This window comes from Caulobacter sp. BE254, assembly GCF_031457295.1.
In the GTDB taxonomy this organism is placed as follows: domain Bacteria; phylum Pseudomonadota; class Alphaproteobacteria; order Caulobacterales; family Caulobacteraceae; genus Caulobacter.
In genome coordinates, this window is the sequence record NZ_JAVDWJ010000014.1 from 27,394 (window position 1) to 47,671 (window position 20,278).

16 protein-coding genes are annotated in these 20,278 nt (G+C 71.3%); 8 read left to right on the forward strand and 8 right to left on the reverse strand.

The genetic code is table 11. The features are described 5' to 3' along the window. Nucleotides 1-4 precede the first annotated feature (4 nt). Together J2X41_RS20555 and J2X41_RS20560 are read right to left on the reverse strand one after the other, a co-directional pair. Nucleotides 5-991 carry an ABC transporter substrate-binding protein gene (locus tag J2X41_RS20555; RefSeq protein WP_310085169.1) on the reverse strand — a complete coding sequence of 329 codons (987 nt, stop codon included), beginning with the start codon at nt 989-991 and terminating at the stop codon, nt 5-7. 194 nt (nt 992-1,185) lie between these two features. Beyond that, the gene (locus tag J2X41_RS20560; protein WP_310085172.1) at nt 1,186-3,249 is read right to left on the reverse strand and encodes an ATP-binding protein; all 2,064 of its coding nucleotides are present in this window, start codon (nt 3,247-3,249) and stop codon (nt 1,186-1,188) included. Nucleotides 3,250-3,603: 354 nt separating this feature from the next. Between J2X41_RS20560 and J2X41_RS20565 the strand changes: the two genes are divergently transcribed. Then, on the forward strand, nt 3,604-4,095 hold the full coding sequence (locus J2X41_RS20565; protein ID WP_310085175.1) for a low affinity iron permease family protein: 492 nt from the start codon (nt 3,604-3,606) through the stop codon (nt 4,093-4,095). Nucleotides 4,096-4,129: 34 nt separating this feature from the next. Here the strand turns inward: J2X41_RS20565 and J2X41_RS20570 are convergent, their stop codons facing one another. Beyond that, complete coding sequence (locus J2X41_RS20570) at nt 4,130-4,441, reverse strand: polyhydroxyalkanoic acid system family protein (protein ID WP_028041547.1); 312 nt, start codon at nt 4,439-4,441, stop codon at nt 4,130-4,132. A gap of 134 nt (nt 4,442-4,575) precedes the next feature. Between J2X41_RS20570 and didA the strand changes: the two genes are divergently transcribed. The 4 genes from didA to J2X41_RS20590 all read left to right on the forward strand — a co-directional run bounded on the left by didA (nt 4,576) and on the right by J2X41_RS20590 (nt 9,000). Then, nucleotides 4,576-4,785 carry a DNA damage-induced SOS-independent cell division inhibitor A gene (gene didA, locus J2X41_RS20575; protein ID WP_310085178.1) on the forward strand — a complete coding sequence of 70 codons (210 nt, stop codon included), beginning with the start codon at nt 4,576-4,578 and terminating at the stop codon, nt 4,783-4,785. Between the two features lie 32 nt (nt 4,786-4,817). After that, a complete protein-coding gene (dgcA, locus tag J2X41_RS20580) occupies nt 4,818-5,831 on the forward strand; it encodes an N-acetyl-D-Glu racemase DgcA (RefSeq protein ID WP_310085181.1) in 1,014 nt (337 codons plus the stop codon). A gap of 115 nt (nt 5,832-5,946) precedes the next feature. After that, the gene (locus tag J2X41_RS20585) at nt 5,947-6,852 is read left to right on the forward strand and encodes a hypothetical protein (protein ID WP_310085183.1); all 906 of its coding nucleotides are present in this window, start codon (nt 5,947-5,949) and stop codon (nt 6,850-6,852) included. Between the two features lie 123 nt (nt 6,853-6,975). Beyond that, nucleotides 6,976-9,000, forward strand: a complete 2,025-nt coding sequence (locus J2X41_RS20590; protein WP_310085186.1) for a TonB-dependent receptor domain-containing protein — start codon at nt 6,976-6,978, stop codon at nt 8,998-9,000. Between the two features lie 168 nt (nt 9,001-9,168). Here J2X41_RS20590 and J2X41_RS20595 read toward each other — a convergent pair whose 3' ends face one another. Beyond that, entirely contained in the window at nt 9,169-10,263 is a 1,095-nt protein-coding gene (locus J2X41_RS20595; protein WP_310085188.1) for a L,D-transpeptidase, read from the reverse strand. Between the two features lie 94 nt (nt 10,264-10,357). Between J2X41_RS20595 and J2X41_RS20600 the strand changes: the two genes are divergently transcribed. After that, entirely contained in the window at nt 10,358-11,509 is a 1,152-nt protein-coding gene (locus tag J2X41_RS20600; protein ID WP_310085190.1) for a M15 family metallopeptidase, read from the forward strand. On the opposite strand, the gene J2X41_RS20605 is transcribed toward J2X41_RS20600, so the two are convergent. Further along, nucleotides 11,403-13,916, reverse strand: a complete 2,514-nt coding sequence (locus J2X41_RS20605; protein WP_310085193.1) for an FtsX-like permease family protein — start codon at nt 13,914-13,916, stop codon at nt 11,403-11,405. The two genes, J2X41_RS20600 and J2X41_RS20605, sit on opposite strands and share 107 nt — an antisense overlap. Next, nucleotides 13,916-14,611 carry an ATP-binding cassette domain-containing protein gene (locus tag J2X41_RS20610; RefSeq protein WP_310085196.1) on the reverse strand — a complete coding sequence of 232 codons (696 nt, stop codon included), beginning with the start codon at nt 14,609-14,611 and terminating at the stop codon, nt 13,916-13,918. The genes J2X41_RS20605 and J2X41_RS20610 overlap by 1 nt, the downstream gene beginning before the upstream one ends. Nucleotides 14,612-14,776: 165 nt before the next feature. Between J2X41_RS20610 and J2X41_RS20615 the strand changes: the two genes are divergently transcribed. Then, a complete protein-coding gene (locus J2X41_RS20615) occupies nt 14,777-15,469 on the forward strand; it encodes an arylesterase (protein ID WP_310085198.1) in 693 nt (230 codons plus the stop codon). Here the strand turns inward: J2X41_RS20615 and J2X41_RS20620 are convergent. Next, entirely contained in the window at nt 15,462-16,571 is a 1,110-nt protein-coding gene (locus J2X41_RS20620; protein ID WP_310085201.1) for a YeiH family protein, read from the reverse strand. The genes J2X41_RS20615 and J2X41_RS20620 overlap by 8 nt on opposite strands. A 227-nt stretch (nt 16,572-16,798) precedes the next feature. On the opposite strand from J2X41_RS20620, the gene J2X41_RS20625 reads away from it, so the two are divergent. Continuing rightward, complete coding sequence (locus J2X41_RS20625; RefSeq protein WP_310085203.1) at nt 16,799-17,089, forward strand: hypothetical protein; 291 nt, start codon at nt 16,799-16,801, stop codon at nt 17,087-17,089. Nucleotides 17,090-17,147: 58 nt separating this feature from the next. Here the strand turns inward: J2X41_RS20625 and J2X41_RS20630 are convergent, their stop codons facing one another. Beyond that, a complete protein-coding gene (locus J2X41_RS20630; RefSeq protein WP_310085206.1) occupies nt 17,148-20,276 on the reverse strand; it encodes an efflux RND transporter permease subunit in 3,129 nt (1,042 codons plus the stop codon). Nucleotides 20,277-20,278 lie beyond the last annotated feature (2 nt).

A 20,278-nucleotide genomic window follows, 5' to 3' on the forward strand; every position in this document is an offset into this window, starting at 1 on the left:
GCGGCTACTGGCCTTGAGGCAGGAACTGCAGCGTGTAGGCGCTCTTGTAGTCCATGTCCTTCGGATAGACCCCCTGCTCGGACGCCACCTTGAAGAACTCGGCCCAGCGCGCGTCGTCCATCCGGCCCACGCCCTGGCGTGGCACGATGCCGTACGAGCGCATCTTCTCGCGGGCCTGGTCCAGGACGTCCTGGCTCATTTCCGGATTGTCCTTGAGGATCAGGGCGTCGCCCGGCTTGGGATCGCCGTAGAGATAGCTGGTCCAGCCGGCCGCGGTGGCCTCGACGAAGGCCTTCACGGCCGCGGGGTTCTTGTCGATCAGGGCGGTCGGGACCAGGGCGAACGAGGCGTAAGCCGGATAGCCGTCATCGGCCAGCAGGAAGACCTTCGGGGTGACCTTGCCCTCCTTCTCGATCAGGTAGGGCTCGGAGGTGGCGTAGCCCTGCTGGACCACCGACTTGTCGGCCAGGAAGGGCGCGGCCGAATAGTTGTACTTGCGCACCTGGTCGTCGGTGAAGCCGTGCTTGGCCTTCAGCCAGACCCAGAAGGCGGTGATCGAGGCGTCCGACAGCAGGATCGGATGGCCCTTCATGTCGGCGATGGAATTGATGCCCTGGCCCTCATGGGCGATCAGCACCTGGGGGTCCTTGTCCATGAACGCGGCGACCGCTTTGACCGGGACCTTCTCCTTGGCCAGGTTCAGGACAATGAAGCTGTTGGAGCCGACGCCGACGTCGACCGCGCCGGTGGCCAGCAACTGGGGCACGTTCACGCCCGGGCCGCCCTGGATCAGGGTCACGTCCAGGCCGCGCCTGCTGTATTCGCCCGTCGCCAGCGCCTGGTAGTAGCCGCCCAGCTCGGCCTCGCCCTTCCAGTCGGTGGCCAGCTTCAGCGCGGTGCGGCCGGGGGCCTCGGCCGCCTCCTTCTTGGCCGGCGCGCAGGCGGCCAGGACGGCGCAGACGGCCAGCACGGCCAGGCGCAGGATCTTCATCGTCGTCTCCCCGAGGTGCGGGGCGGAGGTTAGTGGGGGAGGCAGGGCGTGGGAAGCCCAAGTTCCTCCCCCTTTGGGGGAGGCGGCCGAAGGCCGGTGGGGGGAGTTTTAGGTCGTCGATCCGGGTGGGGTCCTGCCGAACACTCCCCCCTCCGTCGGCTTCGCCGACACCTCCCCCACAGGGGGAGGACCTTTTACCTTCGCGCCAGCCACCGGCTGACCTTGGCGTACAGTACCTCGCGCTGCACCGGCTTGGCCAGGTGGTCGACCATGCCGGCGGCGTAGCAGCGCTCGACCTGCTGGGGCAGGGCGTCGGCGCTCATGGCGATGATCGGCACGTCGCCGATCCCGCCGTTGAGCGCCTTGATGGCCCGGGTGGCGGCCAGGCCGTCCATCTGCGGCATGTGGATGTCCATCAGGATGATGTCGAAGCCGCCGCGCGCCGCCTTGGCCACCGCCTGCTCGCCGTTGTCGGCCGTCTCGACCTGGCAGCCGACCAGGGCCAGCAGGGCCGCGCCGATTTCGCGGTTCATCGGGTGGTCGTCGACCAGCAGGATGCGGGCCGCGCCGGGGGCGGCCGCTGGCCGGGGCTCGCCGGCGTCGTAGGCCTCGACCTGGGGCGCCTGCAATTCCAGCCAGAAGGCCGAGCCGTGGCCTGGGGCGCTGTCGAAACCGATCCTGCCGCCCATCAGCTCGACCAGCGCCTTGCTGATCGCCAAGCCCAGGCCGGCGCCGCCATAGGGTCGGCTGGCCGAGCTGTCGACCTGGCTGAAGCGCTGGAACAGCCGGCCCTGCCGCTCGACGGGAATGCCGACACCGGTGTCGATGATTTCGAACTTCAGCCTGTCCTCGAGCTCGCCGGGCTCGACGGTCAGGCAGGCACGGATCCGGCCGGCCTCGGTGAACTTCACCGCGTTGTTCAGCAGGTTCAGCAGCACCTGGCGCAGGCGCAGGCCGTCCAGGTCGTGCAGGCCGCCCACCGGGTCGACGACCTCGACCTCGACGGTCAGTCCCTTGTTCTCGGCCTCGGGCCTGACGATGCCGACCGCGTCGTGCAGCACCGCCGCGGCCGAGGTTGGCTGGAACAGCAGCTCGACCTGGCCCGCCTCGACCCGCGAGAAGTCGAGGATGTCGTTGACCACGGTCAGCAGGGCCGTGCCGGCGCTATCGATCAGGCCCAACTGGCGGCGCACGTCGGCCGGCAGGTCCTGGCGTTCGACCAGCAACTGCGAGAAGCCCAGCATGCTGTTCAGCGGCGTGCGGATCTCGTGGCTCATGGTGGCCAGGAACTCGGTCTTGGCCTCGTTGGCGGCCAGGGCGCGGGCGCGGGCGGCGCGGGTCAGCTGCTCGCGGCGCACCAGCAGGCGGCGCAGGCGCTCCTGCTGGGCCAGGGCCAGGCCGGCGGCCAGGCTGGTGACGAACAGCACGCCGACGAACACCTGGACCAGCCGGTTCTGGTGGGCCTGGGACCAGCCGGTCTGGATCTGCGAGTTCCACAGGCCGTTGACGGTCAGCGGGATGGCCACGCAGGCGACGATCAGCGAGGCCAAGGCTGCGCCGCGCGGACCCAGGCGGAAGGCGACCAGCAGGGCGACAGGGAACAGGATGAACGGCGCAGGCACGCCCTTGGCGTGGAACACCAGCGCCGACAGGGCCGCCACCAGCAGGGCCAGGCCCAGCTGTTCCAGCACCGGGCGCTGGAAGGCGCGGCGATGCTCGCCGTCCAGCAGGACCAGCACGGCGGGCAGCACGATCGCCATGCCCAGCACCCCGCGCACGAACCACTCGGTCAGCACGATCACGAAAGGCAGGCCTTGGGTCAGGGCCAGAACGGCGGCGGCGATGAGCGCCATGGCCAGGGTGACCGGCGCGGTCAGGGTGGTCAGCAGGGCCAGCTGCCGCATGGTCCGCACCCGCGGCGGACCGCCGAAGAAGCGCCGGGTCACCCACCAGATCAGCACGGCCTCGCCGGCATCGACCAGGGTGTAGAGGACCGCGCGGCCCAGGCCGTCGCCGACCATCAGGTCGATGGCCAGGTGGCTGATCACGGCGACGGCCGTCAACATCGCGCCGCGGCGAGGGTTCAGCAGCAGCAGTCCGCCCGCCAGCAGGGCGTTCGTCGGCCACAGGGTGGCTATGTCGAGCGCGTTGCGGGTCAGGAAGTCGCTGAACGCCTGGCTGGCCAGCAACGCCATCGCCAGGACGAACAGGATACGATCCTGTCGCCGCTGTTCCTGATAGGCGACGTTAGCCTGCATGGGTGTTCCCGATCCCCGGACGGGAGGAATACGCGAACGGGGCCTCTGCGGTTCTCCGATACGCGGCGCTGTGACGCTTTGCCGCATCCTGGGGTGCAGCGCAATCCCGTCACGGTTGCGCTCCCCAGACCGCGGCGGGCCGACCTGGATGTCGGAGGCCAGTACCGGGTCGGTGGGAGCCAGGGCGCCGCCCAGCAACCGGGCCAAGGCCGGTCCAGACCGTGCACGCCCATCAGCGTCACCGCCAGGATCCTGAGCAACGCCCGGCGCGCCCGGGCCGAACTTGCGCCGACCGAACCCAGCGGCGCCGCTGGGCGTTATGGCGCTGGGCCATCGGGTCCAAGCAGGAGCGTCATGGACAAGCTGTTCGCCAAGTTCGCCAACGCCACGGCGCGTGCCACGGGCAGTCCGCAGGCCTTTCTCGTCTGCGTTCTGGTGGTTCTCGCCTGGGCGGCCAGCGGGCCGGTCTTCAAGTTTTCCGAGACCTGGCAGCTGGTGATCAACACCGGCACCACGATCATCACCTTCCTGATGGTGTTCCTGATCCAGAACACCCAGAACCGTGACGGCGCGGCGGTCCAGACCAAGCTGGACGAGCTGATCCTGACCTCGGAAGCCGAGAACGACTTCATGGGCATCGAGACGCTGACCGAGAAGGAACTGGCGGTCATGCACGCGCGCTGCGTCGAGCACGCCAAGGTCGCCCAGGAGCGTCTCGACAAGGTGTCGGCCGTGCGCGAATCCCGCAGGAACGCCCAGGCGGCGCCCAAGGCCAAGCGCGCCCGGCCCAAACGCCCGCCGCCGGCCAAGAACGCGCCGGCGCGGCGGGTGAAGACGAGTTCCTAGGCTTCGGACCGCTCTGGAGGGCGCGGCGTAGTCGCTACTTCTTCTCCAGTAGCAACTGCCCCTGCTTCTTGACCTGGCCGGTGATCTTGCCGGCGATCACGCCCAGCAGGCCGGGCAGGACGATGTCCATCCGCACCGACTGGTCGAACACCGTCAGCACGCCGGAGATCGGCTGGCCCATGGCCTGGGCCGAGAAGGTCAGGGCGTCGCCCGCCCACGCCTTCTGAACGTCCTTGACCATGCCGCCCGTCTGGCTGAGCAGCTGGCCGAACCCGTCCTCGATGCGGCGACGCGCTTCGGCGGCCCCCAGTTGGTGGGGAATGGTGATGGTGACCGGCCTGCTCATGCGCCAGGCGCTCCCTGTCTTCTTGCCCGGGGATCTAACGCCCGTGGGCGACATATGGGGGCGAACAGCCATGGTTCATACGTCCGGACCTGACGTATCGAGGGGCGAAGGTCTGGTCATCCAAGGAGGACGCCATGACCGACATCGCCATGCCCAGCCTGTTCCAGCCCCAGTCCCGCTCGGTCCGCTTCACGCGTCCTGGCCGTCCAGGGGGCGTGTTCGGCGCGCTGAACTACGCCGGCGTGCTGCTGGTCTGGGCCGCGCTGTTCGTGGTGCGGCCGGCCCTGGCGATGCAGGTGTTTCGCGAGCGCCGCGCGGACTCGCCGATCCGTCGTCGCCACTAGCCAAACCGGCCGGACGGTGGGATTCCAGGCGGATGCAGCGCACCGTCTCGATCGCCCATGTCAGCCACCGCCTGAAGGCTCCGTTCCGCATTTCGCGCGGGGTCAAGACCGCCGCCGAGGTGGTGGTGGTCGAGATCGTCGAGGGCGAGCTGATCGGGCGCGGCGAGAGCGTGCCCTACGCCCGCTATGACGAGACGGTCGACAGCGTCGTCGTCCAGCTCCAGCCGGCCGCCCAGGCCCTGCGCGAGGGCGCGCGGCCGCATGAGGCCCTGGCCCTGCTGACCCCCGGCGCGGCGCGCAACGCCCTGGACTGCGCCCTCTGGGACCTGCGGGCCAAGCGCGAGGGGCTCAGCGTCGAGGCCCTGACCGCCCTGCGCGTGCCGGATAGCCTGGTCACCGCCGTCACCGTCAGCCTGGACAGCCCCGAAAACATGGGCGCGGCCGCCCGGGCCGTGGCTTCCGCCCCGCTGATCAAGGTCAAGCTGTCCGCCGACGATCCCGCCGCCCGGCTGCTGGCCGTGGCCCGGGCCGCGCCGGACGCCCGGTTGATCGTCGATCCCAACGAGGGCTGGGACTTCGCGACGCTCGACGGCCTCAAGCCGGTGCTGTCGGACCTCAACATCGCCCTGGTCGAGCAGCCCTTGCCGGCCGGCGAGGATCAGGCGCTGGAGGGCTACGACCCGCCGTATCCGATCTGCGCCGACGAGTCGGTGCACACGGCGCAGGACCTGGCCGCGCTGCGTGGCCGCTACCGCGCCGTCAACCTCAAGCTCGACAAGGCCGGCGGCCTGACCGAGGCCCTGCTGATGCTGGAGGAGGCCCGCAACCACGGCTTCACGCTGATGGTCGGCTGCATGGTCGCCTCGTCCCTGGCCATCGCCCCCGCCCTGCACCTGGCCAGCTCCTGCGCCTTCGCCGACCTCGACGGGCCGTGGTGGCTGGCCCAGGATCATCCCGGCGGCTGTCGCGTAGCGGAGGGGCGGCTGACCGCGCCGAAGCCGGGGTTCTGGGGCGATGGCGTGAGCGCGACGGGGCTGTGGCTCTAGACGGGTCGTGTCCTGCAAGGTCGGCCGGCCGCGCCGCGGTTCAACCGCTGGATCTGGGCTGTACTTTTGCGCGACCATATATAACCTTTGATTGAATCAATGGGGAGGTCGCGTCATGCGCAAGCGTTCGATGGTCGTGACAGCCATGGCCGCATCCATCCTACTCGCGCCCCAGGCGCTTACCCCCAAGGCCCAGGCCTTCGGCACCATCCACGGCTTCGGCCAGAACGCCGAGCACGAGCGCATCACGCGCGGCGGCCTGGCCTCGTTCGGCTTCGGATCGGACTCGCTGGCGCAGCTGGCCGGCAAGAACGGCACGTGGGGCGCGGTGGGCGCTCCCGACGATCCGGCGCGCGGCCTGATGAGCAGCAAGGCCGCCCATTGCGACGGCGGCGACGTCTTCACGCCCGGCGCCTATCCGCAGAGCGCCGCCATGGCCCAGGCCATCCTGACCTCGTGCCGGACCTATATCTACAGCAACATCGACGCCGCCGTGACCGACGCGGCGCGCCTGGTGAAGCCGAACCTGCGGCTGGACAGCACCAGCATCTTCGGCGGCTGCACGTTCAACGGCGTCAAGGGCCGGGCCAAGTGCAACGTGTTCGAGGACATGGGCATGGCCTTCCACGCAGCCCAGGACTTCTATTCGCACAGCAACTGGATCGACACGCCGCGCGCCGCGCCGTCGATCGACGATCCCCAGGGCCTGAACCACGCCGCGCCCGCCCCGTGGCTGTCCCCGGCCGGCGCGGCGTTCCCGGCCGGCCTGATCAGCGGCTGCTACGAAGGGTACCCGGAGTCGAGCTACTGCGACGGACGAATCCGGCATGCGGTGCTCAACAAGGACACCACCGGCACGGCGCGCGGCCTGCCGGCCTACCACCGCGCCATGGACGTCGCCGCCCAGGACACCCGCGCCAAGTGGGCCTATTTCGAAAGCCGCCTGGTCGCCGTCTACGGCCCGGCGCGCGGCGCCAAGATGATTTGCGTGCTCAAGCGGGACAATCCGGGGAGCTGCTAGGTCTTCTACGCGACGTGAGTCCGGTCGCGCGGGGCGAAAAATGAACCCGCCGCGACCTGCGCCGTTCTTCCGCCGCGCGAAGCGGTCTAGGTCGTCGGCGAGCGCTCCCCCGCGAGGATCTTCATGCCCTTCGACACGCCGCCTGTTCCCGCGCCCGCCCCCGAAGCGCCCTATGTCGAACAGGTGATCGTCACCGCCGCCCGCCTGCCGCCGGCCGCGGCCGAGGCGGCCTTCTCCACCGTCCACCTGGGCGAGCGCGACCTGGCCAAGGCCCAGCGGGTGGACGAGGCGGTGGGCCAGACGCCCGGCGTGTCGCTGTTTCGCCGCACCTCCAGCCTGTCGGCCAATCCCACCACCCAGGGGATCAGCCTGCGGGCCATCGCCCCGTCCGGCGCGGGGCGAACCCTGGTCACTCTGGACGGCGTGCCGCTGAACGACCCGTTCGGCGGCTGGGTGATCTGGTCGCAACTGGCCCCCGAATCCCTGACCGGCGTGGACATCGTGCGCGGAGCGGGGGCGGGTCCCTACGGGGCTGGCGCCCTGACCGGCGTCATCGGCCTGAAGGAGCGCGACAGCGGCATCGCCGCCGACGTCTCCCTGGGCGAACTGGGCAGTCAGCGCGCCTCGGCGGCGGCGACATCGACCCTGGGCCGGTTCGAGCTCTTCGGCGCGGCGTCCTACGACAAGTCCGACGGCTATGTGCCGGTGCGCGGCGACGCCCGGGGCGCGGCCGACACCCGGACCGACCTGGAGGCTAAGAGCATCTCCGGCCGCGTCGACATGGCCACTGGCCTGGGTCTGCTGTCGCTGCGCGGCGGGTTCTTCGAGGAAGACCGCGGCGCCGGCCTGGCCGGGGCGCGGGCCAACGCGTCGGGCAACGTGTTCAGCGCCACCCTGGTCAAGGCCCCGCGCGGCGCGGCCTTGGGCTGGAAGCTGCAGGCTTGGCGGCGGACCAGCGACCTGTTCAACAGCTCGGTCGCCGTGGCCGCCGGTCGCTCGGCCACGACGCCGGCCAACAGCCAGGACAAGACCCCGGCCACCGGCTGGGGCCTGAACGGCGCGCTGCGTCGCAAGGTCGGCGGACTGGAATGGGAGCTAGGCGCCGACGCTCGCCTGAACGACGGCGAAGAGCGCGAGCGCTACAGCTATTCGGGCGGGACCTACACCCGCAACCGCGTGGCGGGCGGTAAGACCTCGGTTGTCGGCGCCTATGCCGACGGCTCGTGGACGACCGGGCCGTGGCTGCTGGCCGGGGGGCTGCGGCTGGACCATTGGCGCAACACCGACGGCTTCCGCGTCGAGCGCAGCGCCTTGACCGGGGCCGTGCTGCTGGACCAGCGCCCGGCCGATCGCGACGGCGAGGTGGTCAGCGGCCGCCTGGGCCTGACCCGTGACCTGGGCCACGGGACGACGGCGCGGCTGGCCGGCTATACCGGCTTCCGGCCCGCCAGCCTCAACGAGCTCTACCGCCCGTTCCGGGTGGGCAACGACGTCACCGAGGCCAACGCCGCCCTCAAGCCCGAGCGGCTGCAAGGGCTGGAGGCGGGCGTGTCGCGCAAGGGCGACAAGGGACTGGTCGAGGCTACGGTGTTCTGGAATCGGATCGACGACCCGATCGTCAACGTCACCCTGGGCGCGGGACCGGGGACCTTCCCGATCGGCGGCTTCATCCCGGCCGGCGGCGTGCTGCGCCAGCGCCAGAACGCCGGGACCATCGACGCGGTTGGGCTGGAAGGTCGCGCCGAGCGCAAGGTCGGCGCCGCGACCCTGAGCTCGGCCCTGTCGGTCACCGACGCCCGGGTGGACGGCGGTTCGACGGCTCCGCAGCTGACCGGCAAGCGCCCGGCCCAGGCCCCGGTCTGGAGCGCCGTGGCGGGCCTGGCGGCCGAGCTGACCGAGCGCCTGACCCTGGCCGGCGACCTGACCTGGGAGGGCAAGCGGTTCGAGGACGACCTGAACAGCCGGGTCCTCGATCCGGCTTGGCGGCTGGATGCCCGGCTGGACTGGCGGGTGCGGCCGCTGGTGACCCTGTACCTGGCCGGCGACAACCTGCTGGACGCCAATATCCAGACCTCGCGGACGGCGGACGGCGTGGCGGGTTATGCCGCGCCGCGCGTGGTGCGGGTGGGGTTGAGGGTGGCGATCTGATCACCTTCTCCCAGAGGGAGAAGGAGGGGCCCGCGCCGTAGGCGTGGGAGGATGAGGGGTTACGCCCTCAACCGGCGTGCCGGCACGCCGTCGACCGTCCCTAATCCCTCACCCTCCCAACCGCTTCGCGGTCGGGCCCCTCCCTCTCCCGCCGGGAGAGGGTTCGATCTATCGCACCGGCTTGCCTTCGAACACCACCTTCGCCCCCTTCTGCACCGCCGCGCCCAGTTCGGCCGCATCCCAATTCGTCAGCCGCACGCAGCCGTGCGAGGCCCGCTTGTTGACCAGCTTCGGGTCGGGCGTGCCGTGGATGCCGTAGGTGTCCTTGGTCAGGTCGATCCAGGTCGAGCCCACCGGATTGTTCGGCCCGGGCTTGATGGTGAGCTTCCCCGTCGGCTTGCCGAACGTCAGGCGCGAGGGATCGTAGGTGTAGGTCGGGCGCGGGGCCACGGTGTTGACGGCCCACTCGCCCACCGGGGCGGGGCGCTCGGTGCTGCCGACCGTGGCCGGATAGACCGCCAGCAGCTTGTCGCCCTCGGCATAGGCCTTGAGCACGCCCCTGGCGTTGTCGATCTCGATCCGCGTGACCTTGCCGTCCAGGCCGTCGGGGCCCAGGGCCGCGACGATGATCGTGGTCCCGGCCCGGGAGAAGTCGACGCCGGGATTGAGCGCCTGCAGCAGCGGCTCGTCCATGTGGAACCTCTCGGCCAGGGCCTCCAGCGGCGAGCCGTAACCAAGGGCGGGCAGCCTGGCCATCGCCTCGTAGTCGTCCTTGGGGATGTCGGGCGTGAACGGCCCGGCGACGTCTTCCGGCGTGATCACGTAGTCGGTCAGGGCCGGGCCGGCGTCGGCGACCAGGGCGTCCCAGACGGCGGGGCTCAGCTTGCCGTCGACGGTCAGGCGGCGGGCTTCCTGGAAGGCGCTGATCGCCAGGGTCAGGTTCGAACCCTCCCGGCCGTCGATCACGCCGGGCGAGAAGTGGGCGCGGTCCAGCAGCACCTGGGCGCGGGTCAGATAGGCCTGCTTGGCCTCCGGCGTCGTGGTGGCGGGATCGAAGGCGGCGGCGTTCACGGCCTGGGCCAGGGGCGAGGGCGCGGCGGGGGCCACGGCCGGGGCGGCGACCACGGGCGTCTGGAGCTTGGCAGGCGGGGCAGCGGGCTTCGACGCGGCCGGCTTGTCCGGCTTCGGGGCGGGGTCGGAACAGGCGGCCGTGGCCGCCAGGCAGCCGAGCAGCAGGACGACGGGACGCGGGGGCAAGGGCATGCAAACGACTCCGGGGCGGGAACGCCTTGCCCCTCTCAAGCCTTGAGCCATGGCGAAGTTCCACCACCGGCCTCCCGTGGCCAAGGAGCCCTGTTTGAAGATCCTGCGTCGGCTGATCTGGGTTCTGGGCGGGCTGGCGGTGCTGGTCGCCGCGTTCGTCGCGTGGGTGATGTGGCCGGGCAAGCGCCCCGCGCCGGCCTTGCCGCCGCCCTCGGCCTCGGCGCCGCGCGAGCCGGCGCAGTACGCGCCGCCGACCTATCTGCCGTCGAACGATCCGCCGTCCAGCCCGACCCTCGGGGCGGCGGCCGACGGTTCGCCCGAGGACTGCAACGCCGGCGGCGCCTCGGCCAGCGCCGCCCCGGTCAACGCCGCCTCGCTGACCACCCTGACCTGGGCGCCGTTCGGGCGGGCCGAGACCGGCTGGGAGATCTACGCCCCCCGCGTGGCCCACGAGATCCAGACCGCCTGCGCCCCGGGCACGCCGCGCTTCGCCGCCGCCCTGGCGCGCTGGCAGGGCGGCCATGGCCTGAAGCCGACAGGGACCTTCGATCCCGAGACCTTCAAGGTCATGCTGGTGCGCTGGCACCGCGCGCGGCCGTTCGTGAAGGTCAACGGCGAGGGGATCTGCCCCGGCGCGCCGTCGGTCGCCCTGCTGTCCACCGCCAAGCCCGAGGAGAGCTACGGCGGCAAGGCCATCCAGCTGCGGCCCGGCGCCCTGGACGCCTACCGCCGCATGGTCGCCGAGGCCAAGGCGGCCGGCGTGGTGCGCGACCCGCGCGCCCTGACCCTGTTCTCCGGTTTCCGCGATCCGGTCGCCGACGCCGTCCGCTGCGCCCGCGACAACAACTGCCAGGGCGTGTCGCGGACCATCTGCTCGGCCCACCGCACCGGCCTGGCCATGGACCTGTTCATCGCCGCCGCGCCGGGCTTCGGCCCCGACTCCAGCGCCGACCCCAACCGGCTGGCGATGAGCCGGTCGGACCTCTATCGCTGGCTGGTCGCCAACGCCGGCCGGTTCGGCTTCGTCAACTACGTGTTCGAGCCCTGGCACTGGGAGTGGACGGGCGAGCCGATGCTGCCGGGCGTGCCGATCGCCAGCCTGCCGCTGGCTGGGTCCGGCCGTCCGGGCGACCCGCTGCTCACTCCGCCCGCAGCACCGGCGCCGGCCGTTGCGACAGCGCCAAGGCCGCCGCCAAAAGGCCCCCCGCCGTCGAAAGCCCCGCCGCGCCGGCCAGCAGGATCGTGACCCCGCCCCAGTCGACGCTCCAACTGGCCTCGAACACCTTGACCACCACGGGCCAGGCGGCGGCGAAGCCAAGGGCCACGCCCGCCGCTCCGGCGATCAGCCCGACCGCGCCGTATTCGATGGCGTAGGCGGCCAGGATCTGGCCGCGCGTGGCGCCCAGCACCTTCAGGGTCGCGGCCTCGCGCGCCCGGGCCCGCGCCCCGGCGGCGATGGCCCCGGCCAGCACCAACAGGCCAGCCAGGCCCGCCACCGCGGCCGCGCCGCGCACGGCCAGGGCCAGGCGGTCGAACAGGGCGGCGGCGGCGTCCAGCTGCTCGCGGACGCTGATCACGTTGACCTCCGGAAAGTTGTCGCCGAGGCGGCGGGTCAGGACGGCCTCCCGCCCTTTATCCAGCCGGGCGATGGCGACGTTGCGCAGGTCCGCCCCCTCCAGGGCTCGGGCGTCCAGCACAACGTTGAAGTTGGGGCCGAAGCCGCCGAACTCGATCTTGCGCAGCACCGCGATGCGAGCCTCGATGTCGCGGCCCAGGATGGTCAGGGTGACGCTGTCGCCGACCTTCAGCCCCGCGCCCTCGGCCAGTTCGGCGTTCAGGGCCAGCAGCGGCGGGCCGGCGTAGGCGGGCGTCCACCATCGGCCGGCGGTGGTCCCGCCATCTTTTGGCGCGCCGGGCAGCAGGGTCATGCCGATGTCGTTGTCGAACGCCCAGCGCTGGCCTGGCTTGATTTTGTCCTTGTCGACCGGCCGGCCCTTCAGGCCGCTGATCCGGCCGGTGACGAACGGCAGGCGTAGATAGGTCTCCGGGGTCAGCGGCATGACCTGGGCGACCTCGGCGTCGAAGGCGGCGGCCTGGCCGCCGGGGATCTCGGTGAACACCATGGCCGGGGCGGTGCGCGGGGCGGTGGTGGTGATCTGGGCCAGCAGGGCCGACTGGATCAGCACCACGCAGGCCAGCAGGGCCACGCCCAGGCCGATGGCGGGGCTGGCGGTGCGGGCGGCCGAGCGCGGTCCGGCCAGGTTGGCCAGGCCCAGTTTGGCGGGGCCGCTGACCAGGCGCCGGACCTTGCCCGCGCCCCAGGCGGCGGCGCGCCCCAGGACCCAGAGGACCGCGAACGAGACGGCCACCCCGGCGATCATGATCGCCGCGGCGATCGGCGTCGGGGCGGTGGCCACGGCCAGGGCGGCCAGGCCCGCGCCGGCCAGCACCGCGCCCAGGGTTTCCAGGCTCAGGGGAAGGCGGCCGCCCAGGCTGCGGCGGAACAGGGCCGACGGCGGCGTGCGGCGCGCCCGGGCCAGCGGGACCAGCGAGAAGGCCGCCGCCGCCAGCAAGCCGAACAGTCCGGCCTTGGCCAGGGGCAGGGGATAGACGGCGAACAGGGCGGGGATCGGCAGGGACGAGCCGGCCAACTGTCCCAGGACCAGTGGCGCGACGGCGCCGATCGCCAGGCCTATGGCCACGCCCAGGGCGGCCAGCAGGCCGATCTGGATCAGGTAGAGGTTGCGGATCAGCGCGCCATCGGCGCCCAGCGCCTTGAGCACGGCGATCGACGGCTCGCGGGTGGCCAGATAGGCGCTGACCGCGCCGGCCACGCCCAGGCCGCCCGCCACCAGCGAAGCCAGGCCGATGAAGCCGAGGAAGTATTCCAGCTGGTCGATCAGGCGCCGCGCGCCGGGGGCGGCGTCCAGGCGGTCGCGAACCTCGAAGCCCGCATCGGGAAACCGGGCCTGAACCGCCTTGCCGACGGCGCGCGGATCCTGGCCGGCGGGCAGGGCGACGCGGACCGCGCGACCGGACAGGCCGCCGGGCGCCAGCAGCCCCGAGCGCTCCAGCACCTCGCGGCGCACGAGCACGCGCGGCCCCAGGGCGAAGCCTCGCGACAGGCCGTCCGGCTCGCTGACCAGCACGGCGCTGGCCCGCAAGGTCACGGGACCCGCCGTGAAGCGGTCGCCAAGCTTGAGGTGCAGGCGATCCAGCAAGGCCGGCTCCACGGCCGCGCCGGGCGCGCCGTCGCGATCGGCCAGGGCGGTCTTCAGGTCGGGTGCGCCGTCCACCTTCACCGTTCCGGCCAAGGGGAAGCGGCCGTCGACGCCGCGCAGGCTGACCAGCCGCCGCTCGCCGCTGGACGCCTCGGCCATGGCCCGGGCGGCGGCGGTGTAGGTGGTGGTTCCCAGCCGCTCGAAGGCCGCCCGCTCGGCGGGGGTGAAGTCGCGGTTCTCGACCGAGAAATAGAGATCGCCGCCGAGGATCTCGCGGGCCTGGCTGGCCAGGCCGTGGCGGAAGGCTTCGGCCGTGGAGCCCGCGGCGGCGATGGCGGCCACGCCCAGGGCCAGGCAGGCCAGGAAAATGCGGAAGCCCCTCACCCCGGAGCGCAGCTCGCGGGCGGCCAGGCGAAACGACAGGGCGGCCATCAGGCGAGGATCTTTCCAGTATCGATCTGGCCGTCGGCCATCCGCACGATGCGGTCGGCGCGCTCGGCCAGGACCGGGTCGTGGGTGACCATGACCAGGGCCGCGCCGACCTCGGCCACCAGGGCGAACATCAGGTCGGCGACCGTGGCGGCGGTCTTGGCGTCGAGATTGCCGGTCGGCTCGTCGGCGAACAGCAGGGCGGGGCGGGCGGCCAGGGCGCGGGCCAGGGCCACCCGCTGCTGCTCGCCGCCCGACAGCTGGTGCGGATAGTGGGTCAGGCGGTGGGGCAGGCCCACCCGGTCCAGCCACTGGCGGGCCGTGGCCAGGGCGTCCCGGCCGCCGGCGATCTCCAGCGGGGTGGCGACGTTCTCCTCGGCGGTCATGTTGGGCAGCAGGTGGAAGGCCTGGAAGACCAGGGCGGCGCGGCCTCGGCGCAGGCGGGCCCGGCCGTCCTCGTCGAGCCGCGCCAGGTCCTGGCCGAACAGGCGCACGACCCCCGACGTCGGCTGCTCCAGCCCAGCCCCGACCGCGATCAGCGAGGACTTGCCCGAGCCCGACGGGCCGATCACCGCCAGCCGTTCGCCAGGCGATACGGCCAGGTCGACGCCGCGCAGGATGTTCACCGGCCCCGCCGCCGAGGGCAGGGTGAGGGTCACGGCCTCGAGAGCCAGGACGGAGGTGGAGCCTTCAGCCATGAAACTTCCTGATTTCCTGGTCATTGTCTGGATGAAACTCAGCCTACATAGGAAGCCATGAGCCCCAATGCGGCGACGACCCGATTGCCTAGGATTTCCGGTGCAGCAAGACAGCGGACTTCGCGCTCAGCGGCGTCGCCTCCGAACGTCGCCGATGGACGAATGATGAGCTTCACCGCGCGTCTGCCGGACCGCCGCGCCGTTCTCGCGGGGCTGTTGCTGGCCACCCAGGCCGCGGCCGCGCCGCGCGCCCAGCTCAAGCCGCCGCTCAAGCCGCCGCCCAAGCCGCCGGTCGTCACCGTGCTGGGGGATTCCATCACGGCCGGTCTCGGCCTGCCGGCCAGGGACGCCATGCCGGCCCAACTGCAGACGGCCCTGACCCGGATGGGCGTCGTGGCCACGGTGCGGGCGGCGGGGGTGTCGGGCGACACCAGCGGCGGCGGTCTGGCGCGGGTCAATTTCAGCGTGGCGCCGGACACCGCCCTGTGCGTCGTGGCCCTGGGCGGCAACGACCTGCTGCAGGGGATCGAGCCCCGCGTCACCAAGGCCAACCTGCGGGGCATCCTGCAGAACCTGCGCCAGCGCCGGATCGCCGTCGTGCTGGTCGGGGTCGGCGCGCCGCCGCTGATCGGCGCGGCCTACGCCCGCGAGTTCAACGCCCTCTACCCGGCCCTGGCCCGCGAGTTCTCGGTTCCGCTCTATGCGAACATCCTGGCCGGGGTCGGCGGGTCGCGGCAGCTGATGCAGGGCGACGGCATCCATCCCAACGCGGCCGGGGCGCGGATCATCGGCGGCAAGCTGGCGCCGTTGGTGGCCCAGGCGCTGAAGACGATCCCCACCCAGCCGGCGGCTAGGTGAAGAACTCCACCGCCACCAGCACCACGCCGGCGATCCACACGGTCTCGAAGACCATCAGCGCCACGGGCCGCCAGCCGGCGGTCATCAGGTCCTTGAACGAGGTCTTCATGCCCAGGCCCGCGATGGCGGTGACCAGGCACCAGCGGGAGATCTCGTTGGCGGCGTCGGTGACCGGCTTGGCCAGCCAGCCCAGGCTGTTGACGATGACCAGGGCCGCGAAGCCGAGCAGGAACAGCGGCACGGTCGCCTTGGCGCCGCCGCTCGCGCCCGGCCCCATGCGCGCCACGACGAAGGCGATGGTGAAGACCACCGGCAGCAGCATGGTCACCCGCAGCAGCTTCACATAGGTGGCCACGTCGCCGGTATGGGGCGAGATCATGTAGCCGGCCCCGACCACCTGGGCGACGTCGTGGATCGTGCCGCCCAGGAAGATCCCCGCCCGGGTATGGTCCAGGTGCAGGGCCGCGGTCAGCAGCGGATAGGTGATCATGGCGATGGTCGACAGGGCCGTGACCGTGACGACGGCCAGAATGGTGTCGCGCTCGGCGTCCTTGCCGCGCGGCAGGACCGAGGCGATGGCCAGGGCCGCCGAGGCCCCGCAGATGCCGACCGCCCCGCCCGACAGCACGCCGAAGCTGGACCTCAGGCCCATGCGCCTGGCCAGGAACGCGCCCAGGGCGATGGTCGAGCCGATGCCGACGATGACCGTGACGATCGGCGTCAGGCCCAGGCCCAGGATCTGGCTGGCGGTGATCCGCGCGCCCAGCAGGGCGACGCCGAAGCGCAAGACGGCCTTGGACGAGAACTCGATACCGGGGATGCAGCGGCCTTCCTGGTGCAGGAAGTGGAAGGTCATGCCGAACAGCAGGGCGAACAGCATCACCGGCGCGCCGTAGTGTTGGGCCAGCCATTGCGAGGCCAGGGCGATGGTCACCGCCACCAGCACGCCGGGATAGAGCTTGATCAGCGCCGCCTGGCCCGGGAAGCGAGCTCCGGCCTTGGCGCTCACGGCCGGCTCTGGCCGCGACAGCCCCTCCATCCCCTCCAGAGACTGGAAGAGGGCCCGCGCGGCGGCGGTGTCGGTGTCGAGGTCGGAGTTCATGGTCGGGCCCTGAGCCGGCGAGTCGCGCCGGTCACCCGGGATCGAGACCCGATGCGCGGGAAACGGACAAGGAAAATCGGCGCCGAACGCTCTCGCCCGTCCGGCGGAACAGGGCTTGGGTCCGTTTCTGAACGGCGGCTAACGAAAGCCTCACAACGCGTTCAGCCGCCGCCCCGCAAAAGGTGACCGTGGCCGCAAGATCCGCGGCGTGGAACGGAATGATGGTTATGTCGGCATCTCTTCGCGTGGTTACGGCCGGTCAGCGGGCGAAGGTGGCGGTGGAGTCGACCGCCGGCCTGAGCGAGCGGGTCCAGCACCTTCAGGCCGAGGCCAAGCGCCTGGCCGCGGCCCATATCGACGCCCTGCGGGCCAGCATGCTCGAGACCCAGCGGATCGCCGACGAAATCGCCAATGGCGGCGAGGCCTATCCCGCCGGCGTCCGCGACATCGCCCGCCGCCTGGGCGAGGACAACGCCGCCCGGGCGATGACCATCCAGGGCATCGTTTCGCGGCTTTGAGGCCGGGCCCCTCGATCGTCGCGCCGGACTCGTGGTCCGGCGCGACGGGGAGGACCGCCTAGAGCTCCCGGCCGCCGCCGGTGACCGGCTCGGGCTGGCCGAGGGTCGCGTGGCTGGGCGCCGCATGCTGGTGGCGGAACATCCGGTCGACGATCTTGCCGGACCAGTTCTTCAGCATGTCCATGAACACGAACACCACCGGAATGTAGAGCAGCGACAGGAAGGTCGAGGTGATCAGCCCGCCGATGACCGCGATGGCCATCGGGGCGCGGAACTCGACGTCGGCGCCGAAGCCGACCGCGACCGGGAACATGCCTGCGGCCATGGCGACCGTGGTCATGATGATCGGACGGGCCCGCTTGTGGGCGGCGTCGAGCAGCGCCTCGCGGCGGGTCATGCCGCCCTTCATGGCCATGATCGCGTACTCGACCAGCAGGATCGAGTTCTTGGCCGCGATGCCCAGCAGCATCAGGATGCCGATCAGGGTCGACATCGAGAAGCTGCTCTTGACCAGAACCAGCAGGCCGAACGCGCCGCCGATCGCCAGGGGCAGGGCGGCCATGATGGTCACCGGGTGGGCGAAGCTGCGGAACAGCAGCACCAGCACGACGTACATCAGCAGGATGCCGGTGATCAGGGCGGCGGCGAAGCCGGTCATCATCTCCTGGATGAACTCGGCGTCGCCGGCGGCCACTTCCTTGACGCCGGCCGGCAGGTTCTTGACCGAGAACAGGTCGTGGACCCGCTTGCTGGCCTCGCCGACGACGATGCCGTCGAGTTCGGCGGTGATCTCGGCCACCCGGGCCCGGTCCTGGCGCGAGATCTGCGACGGACCGGCGCCGTAGCGCACGTCCGCCACCGCGTTCAGCGGCACCGAACCGCCGTGGCTGGACGGGACCTTGAGGGTCTCCAGCACCGACATGTTCTCGCGCGCGTCGTCGGTCAGGCGCAGGCGGATCGGCACCTGGCGGTCGCCCAGATTGTACTTGGGCAGGGACTGGTCGATATCGCCGATCGTGGCGACCCGCACGGCCTGGGAGATCGCCCCGGCCGAGACGCCGGCCCGCGCGGCCTGGTCGGGCTTGGGCGAGACGATGATCTCGGGCCGGGCGATGGCCGCGGTGTTGACCACATTGGCCAGGCCCGGGACGGTGCGCATCTGGGACTCGACCGCGCGGGCGGCGGCTTCCAGCTGCGGGCCATTGTCGCCGACCAGCCGCAGGGTGTAGCTGGAGCCGTCGCTGGGACCGCCGCCATTGTTGCTGCCGGCCCCGATCCGCGCGCCGGGGATCGCCTTGAACTGGTCGACCATCAGGCGGCTGAAGTCGCGCTGGCTCATCCGCTCGCCCTTCGGCGTCAGGTCGGCGGTCAGCTCGGCCTTGTTGACCCCGTCGTTGCCGACCGAGGCGTAGACCCCGGTCACCTCGGGACGGGCCAGCAGGTCGCGGGTCATGCGCTGGGCGATGGCGTCGGTCTCGTTCAGCGTCGCGCCCGGGGGCAGCTCGACGCTGAACGGCGCGCGGCCGCGGTCGGCCGCTGGCTGGAACTCGAACGGCAGGCGGGTGGCCAGGAAGCCGGTGCCGACCAGCATGGGAATGGCCAGCAGGGCGACGAAGATCTTGTGCGACAGCGCCCAGTTCAGGCTCTTCAGATAGGGACCCATCCACGGCGGGTCCTTGTCCGGCTTGTGGTGGGCCTTGAGCATGTAGGCGCCCATCAGCGGCGTCAGCATGCGGGCGACCACCAGCGAGAACAGCACCGAGACGCAGGCCGCCAGGGCGAAGGCCTTGAAGAACTGGCCGATGATCCCGGGCATGAAACCGACGGGCGCGAACACCGCCACGATGGTGAAGGTGGTCGCCACGACCGCCAGGCCGATCTCGTCGGCCGCCTCCATGGCCGCGTGATAGGGCGACTTGCCCCCGCGCATGTGGCGGACGATGTTCTCGATCTCGACGATGGCGTCGTCGACCAGGATGCCAACGGTCAGCGACAGGGCCAGCAGGGTGACGCCGTTCAGCGACTGGCCCAGCGGCGCCATGACCGCGAAGGTCGGCAGCAGCGACAGCGGAATGGCCACGGCGGCCAGGAAGGTCGCGCGCCAGTCGCGCAGGAACAGCAGCACCACCAGCACCGCCAGCAGGGCGCCCAGACCCAGGGCCTCCAGCGAGGCGTAGTAGCTCTCCTCGATATATTTCACGTTCGAGGTCAGTTCGACGATCTTCAGCTCGGGGTGGGCTTTGTCGAGCTTTTCCACCTCCTTGCGGACCTTCTCGGCGACCTTGACCTCGGAGGCGCCGCGCGAGCGGACCATGTTGAAGGTGACGACTTCCTGGTTGTTGAACCGCGCCTGGTTGCGCGGCTCGGCCCAGTGGTCGGTGACCTCGCCCAGGTCGCCCAGGCGCACGGTCTCGCCGTTGTTCAGCTGGACGCGGGTCTCGCGCAGCTGGTCGACGGTGTTGGCCGCGCCTAGCGTGCGGATGGCCCGCTCGGAGCCGGAGACGGTCACCCGGCCGCCGGGCAGGTCGGCGTTGGCCGATTGCAGGGCCTGGCTGACCTCGGCCGCCGTCACGCCGCGGGCGGCCAGGCGGTCGGGGTCGAGGGCCACCTGGATCTCGCGGCTGACGCCGCCCTGGCGGTTGACCTCGCCGATCCCCTTGATGGCCAGCAGGGCGCGGCTGACGTCGTGGTCGACGAACCAGCTGCGCTGCTCGGGCGTCAGGGTCGGCGCCTGGACCACATAGGTGATCAGCGGATTGCCCGAGATGTCGATGCGGGTGACGTTGGGGATCTGCATGTCCTGCGGCAGCGAACTCTGCAGGTTGGACATGGCGTTGCGGACGTCGTTGGTGACCCGCTCGTGGTCGACGCCCAGCTCGAACTCGATGAAGGTCGACGAGAAGCCGTCGCCGACCGTCGAGCTGATGTGGCGCACCTGGCCCAGACCCGCGATCGAGTCCTCGATCAGCCGGGTGACCTGGGTTTCCAGTTCGGTCGGCGCGGCGCCGGGTCGCGAGGCGTTGACCACCACCAGCGGCAGGTCGACGTCCGGGTTGTCATTGATCCGCATGCTGCTGAAGCCGGAGATCCCGGCGATGGTCAGCAGCACGAACAGCAGGAGGACGGGGATCGGGTTCTTGATCGCCCAGCGCGAGATGTTGTTGTGGTTGGGGCTCGGATTGTCCATCG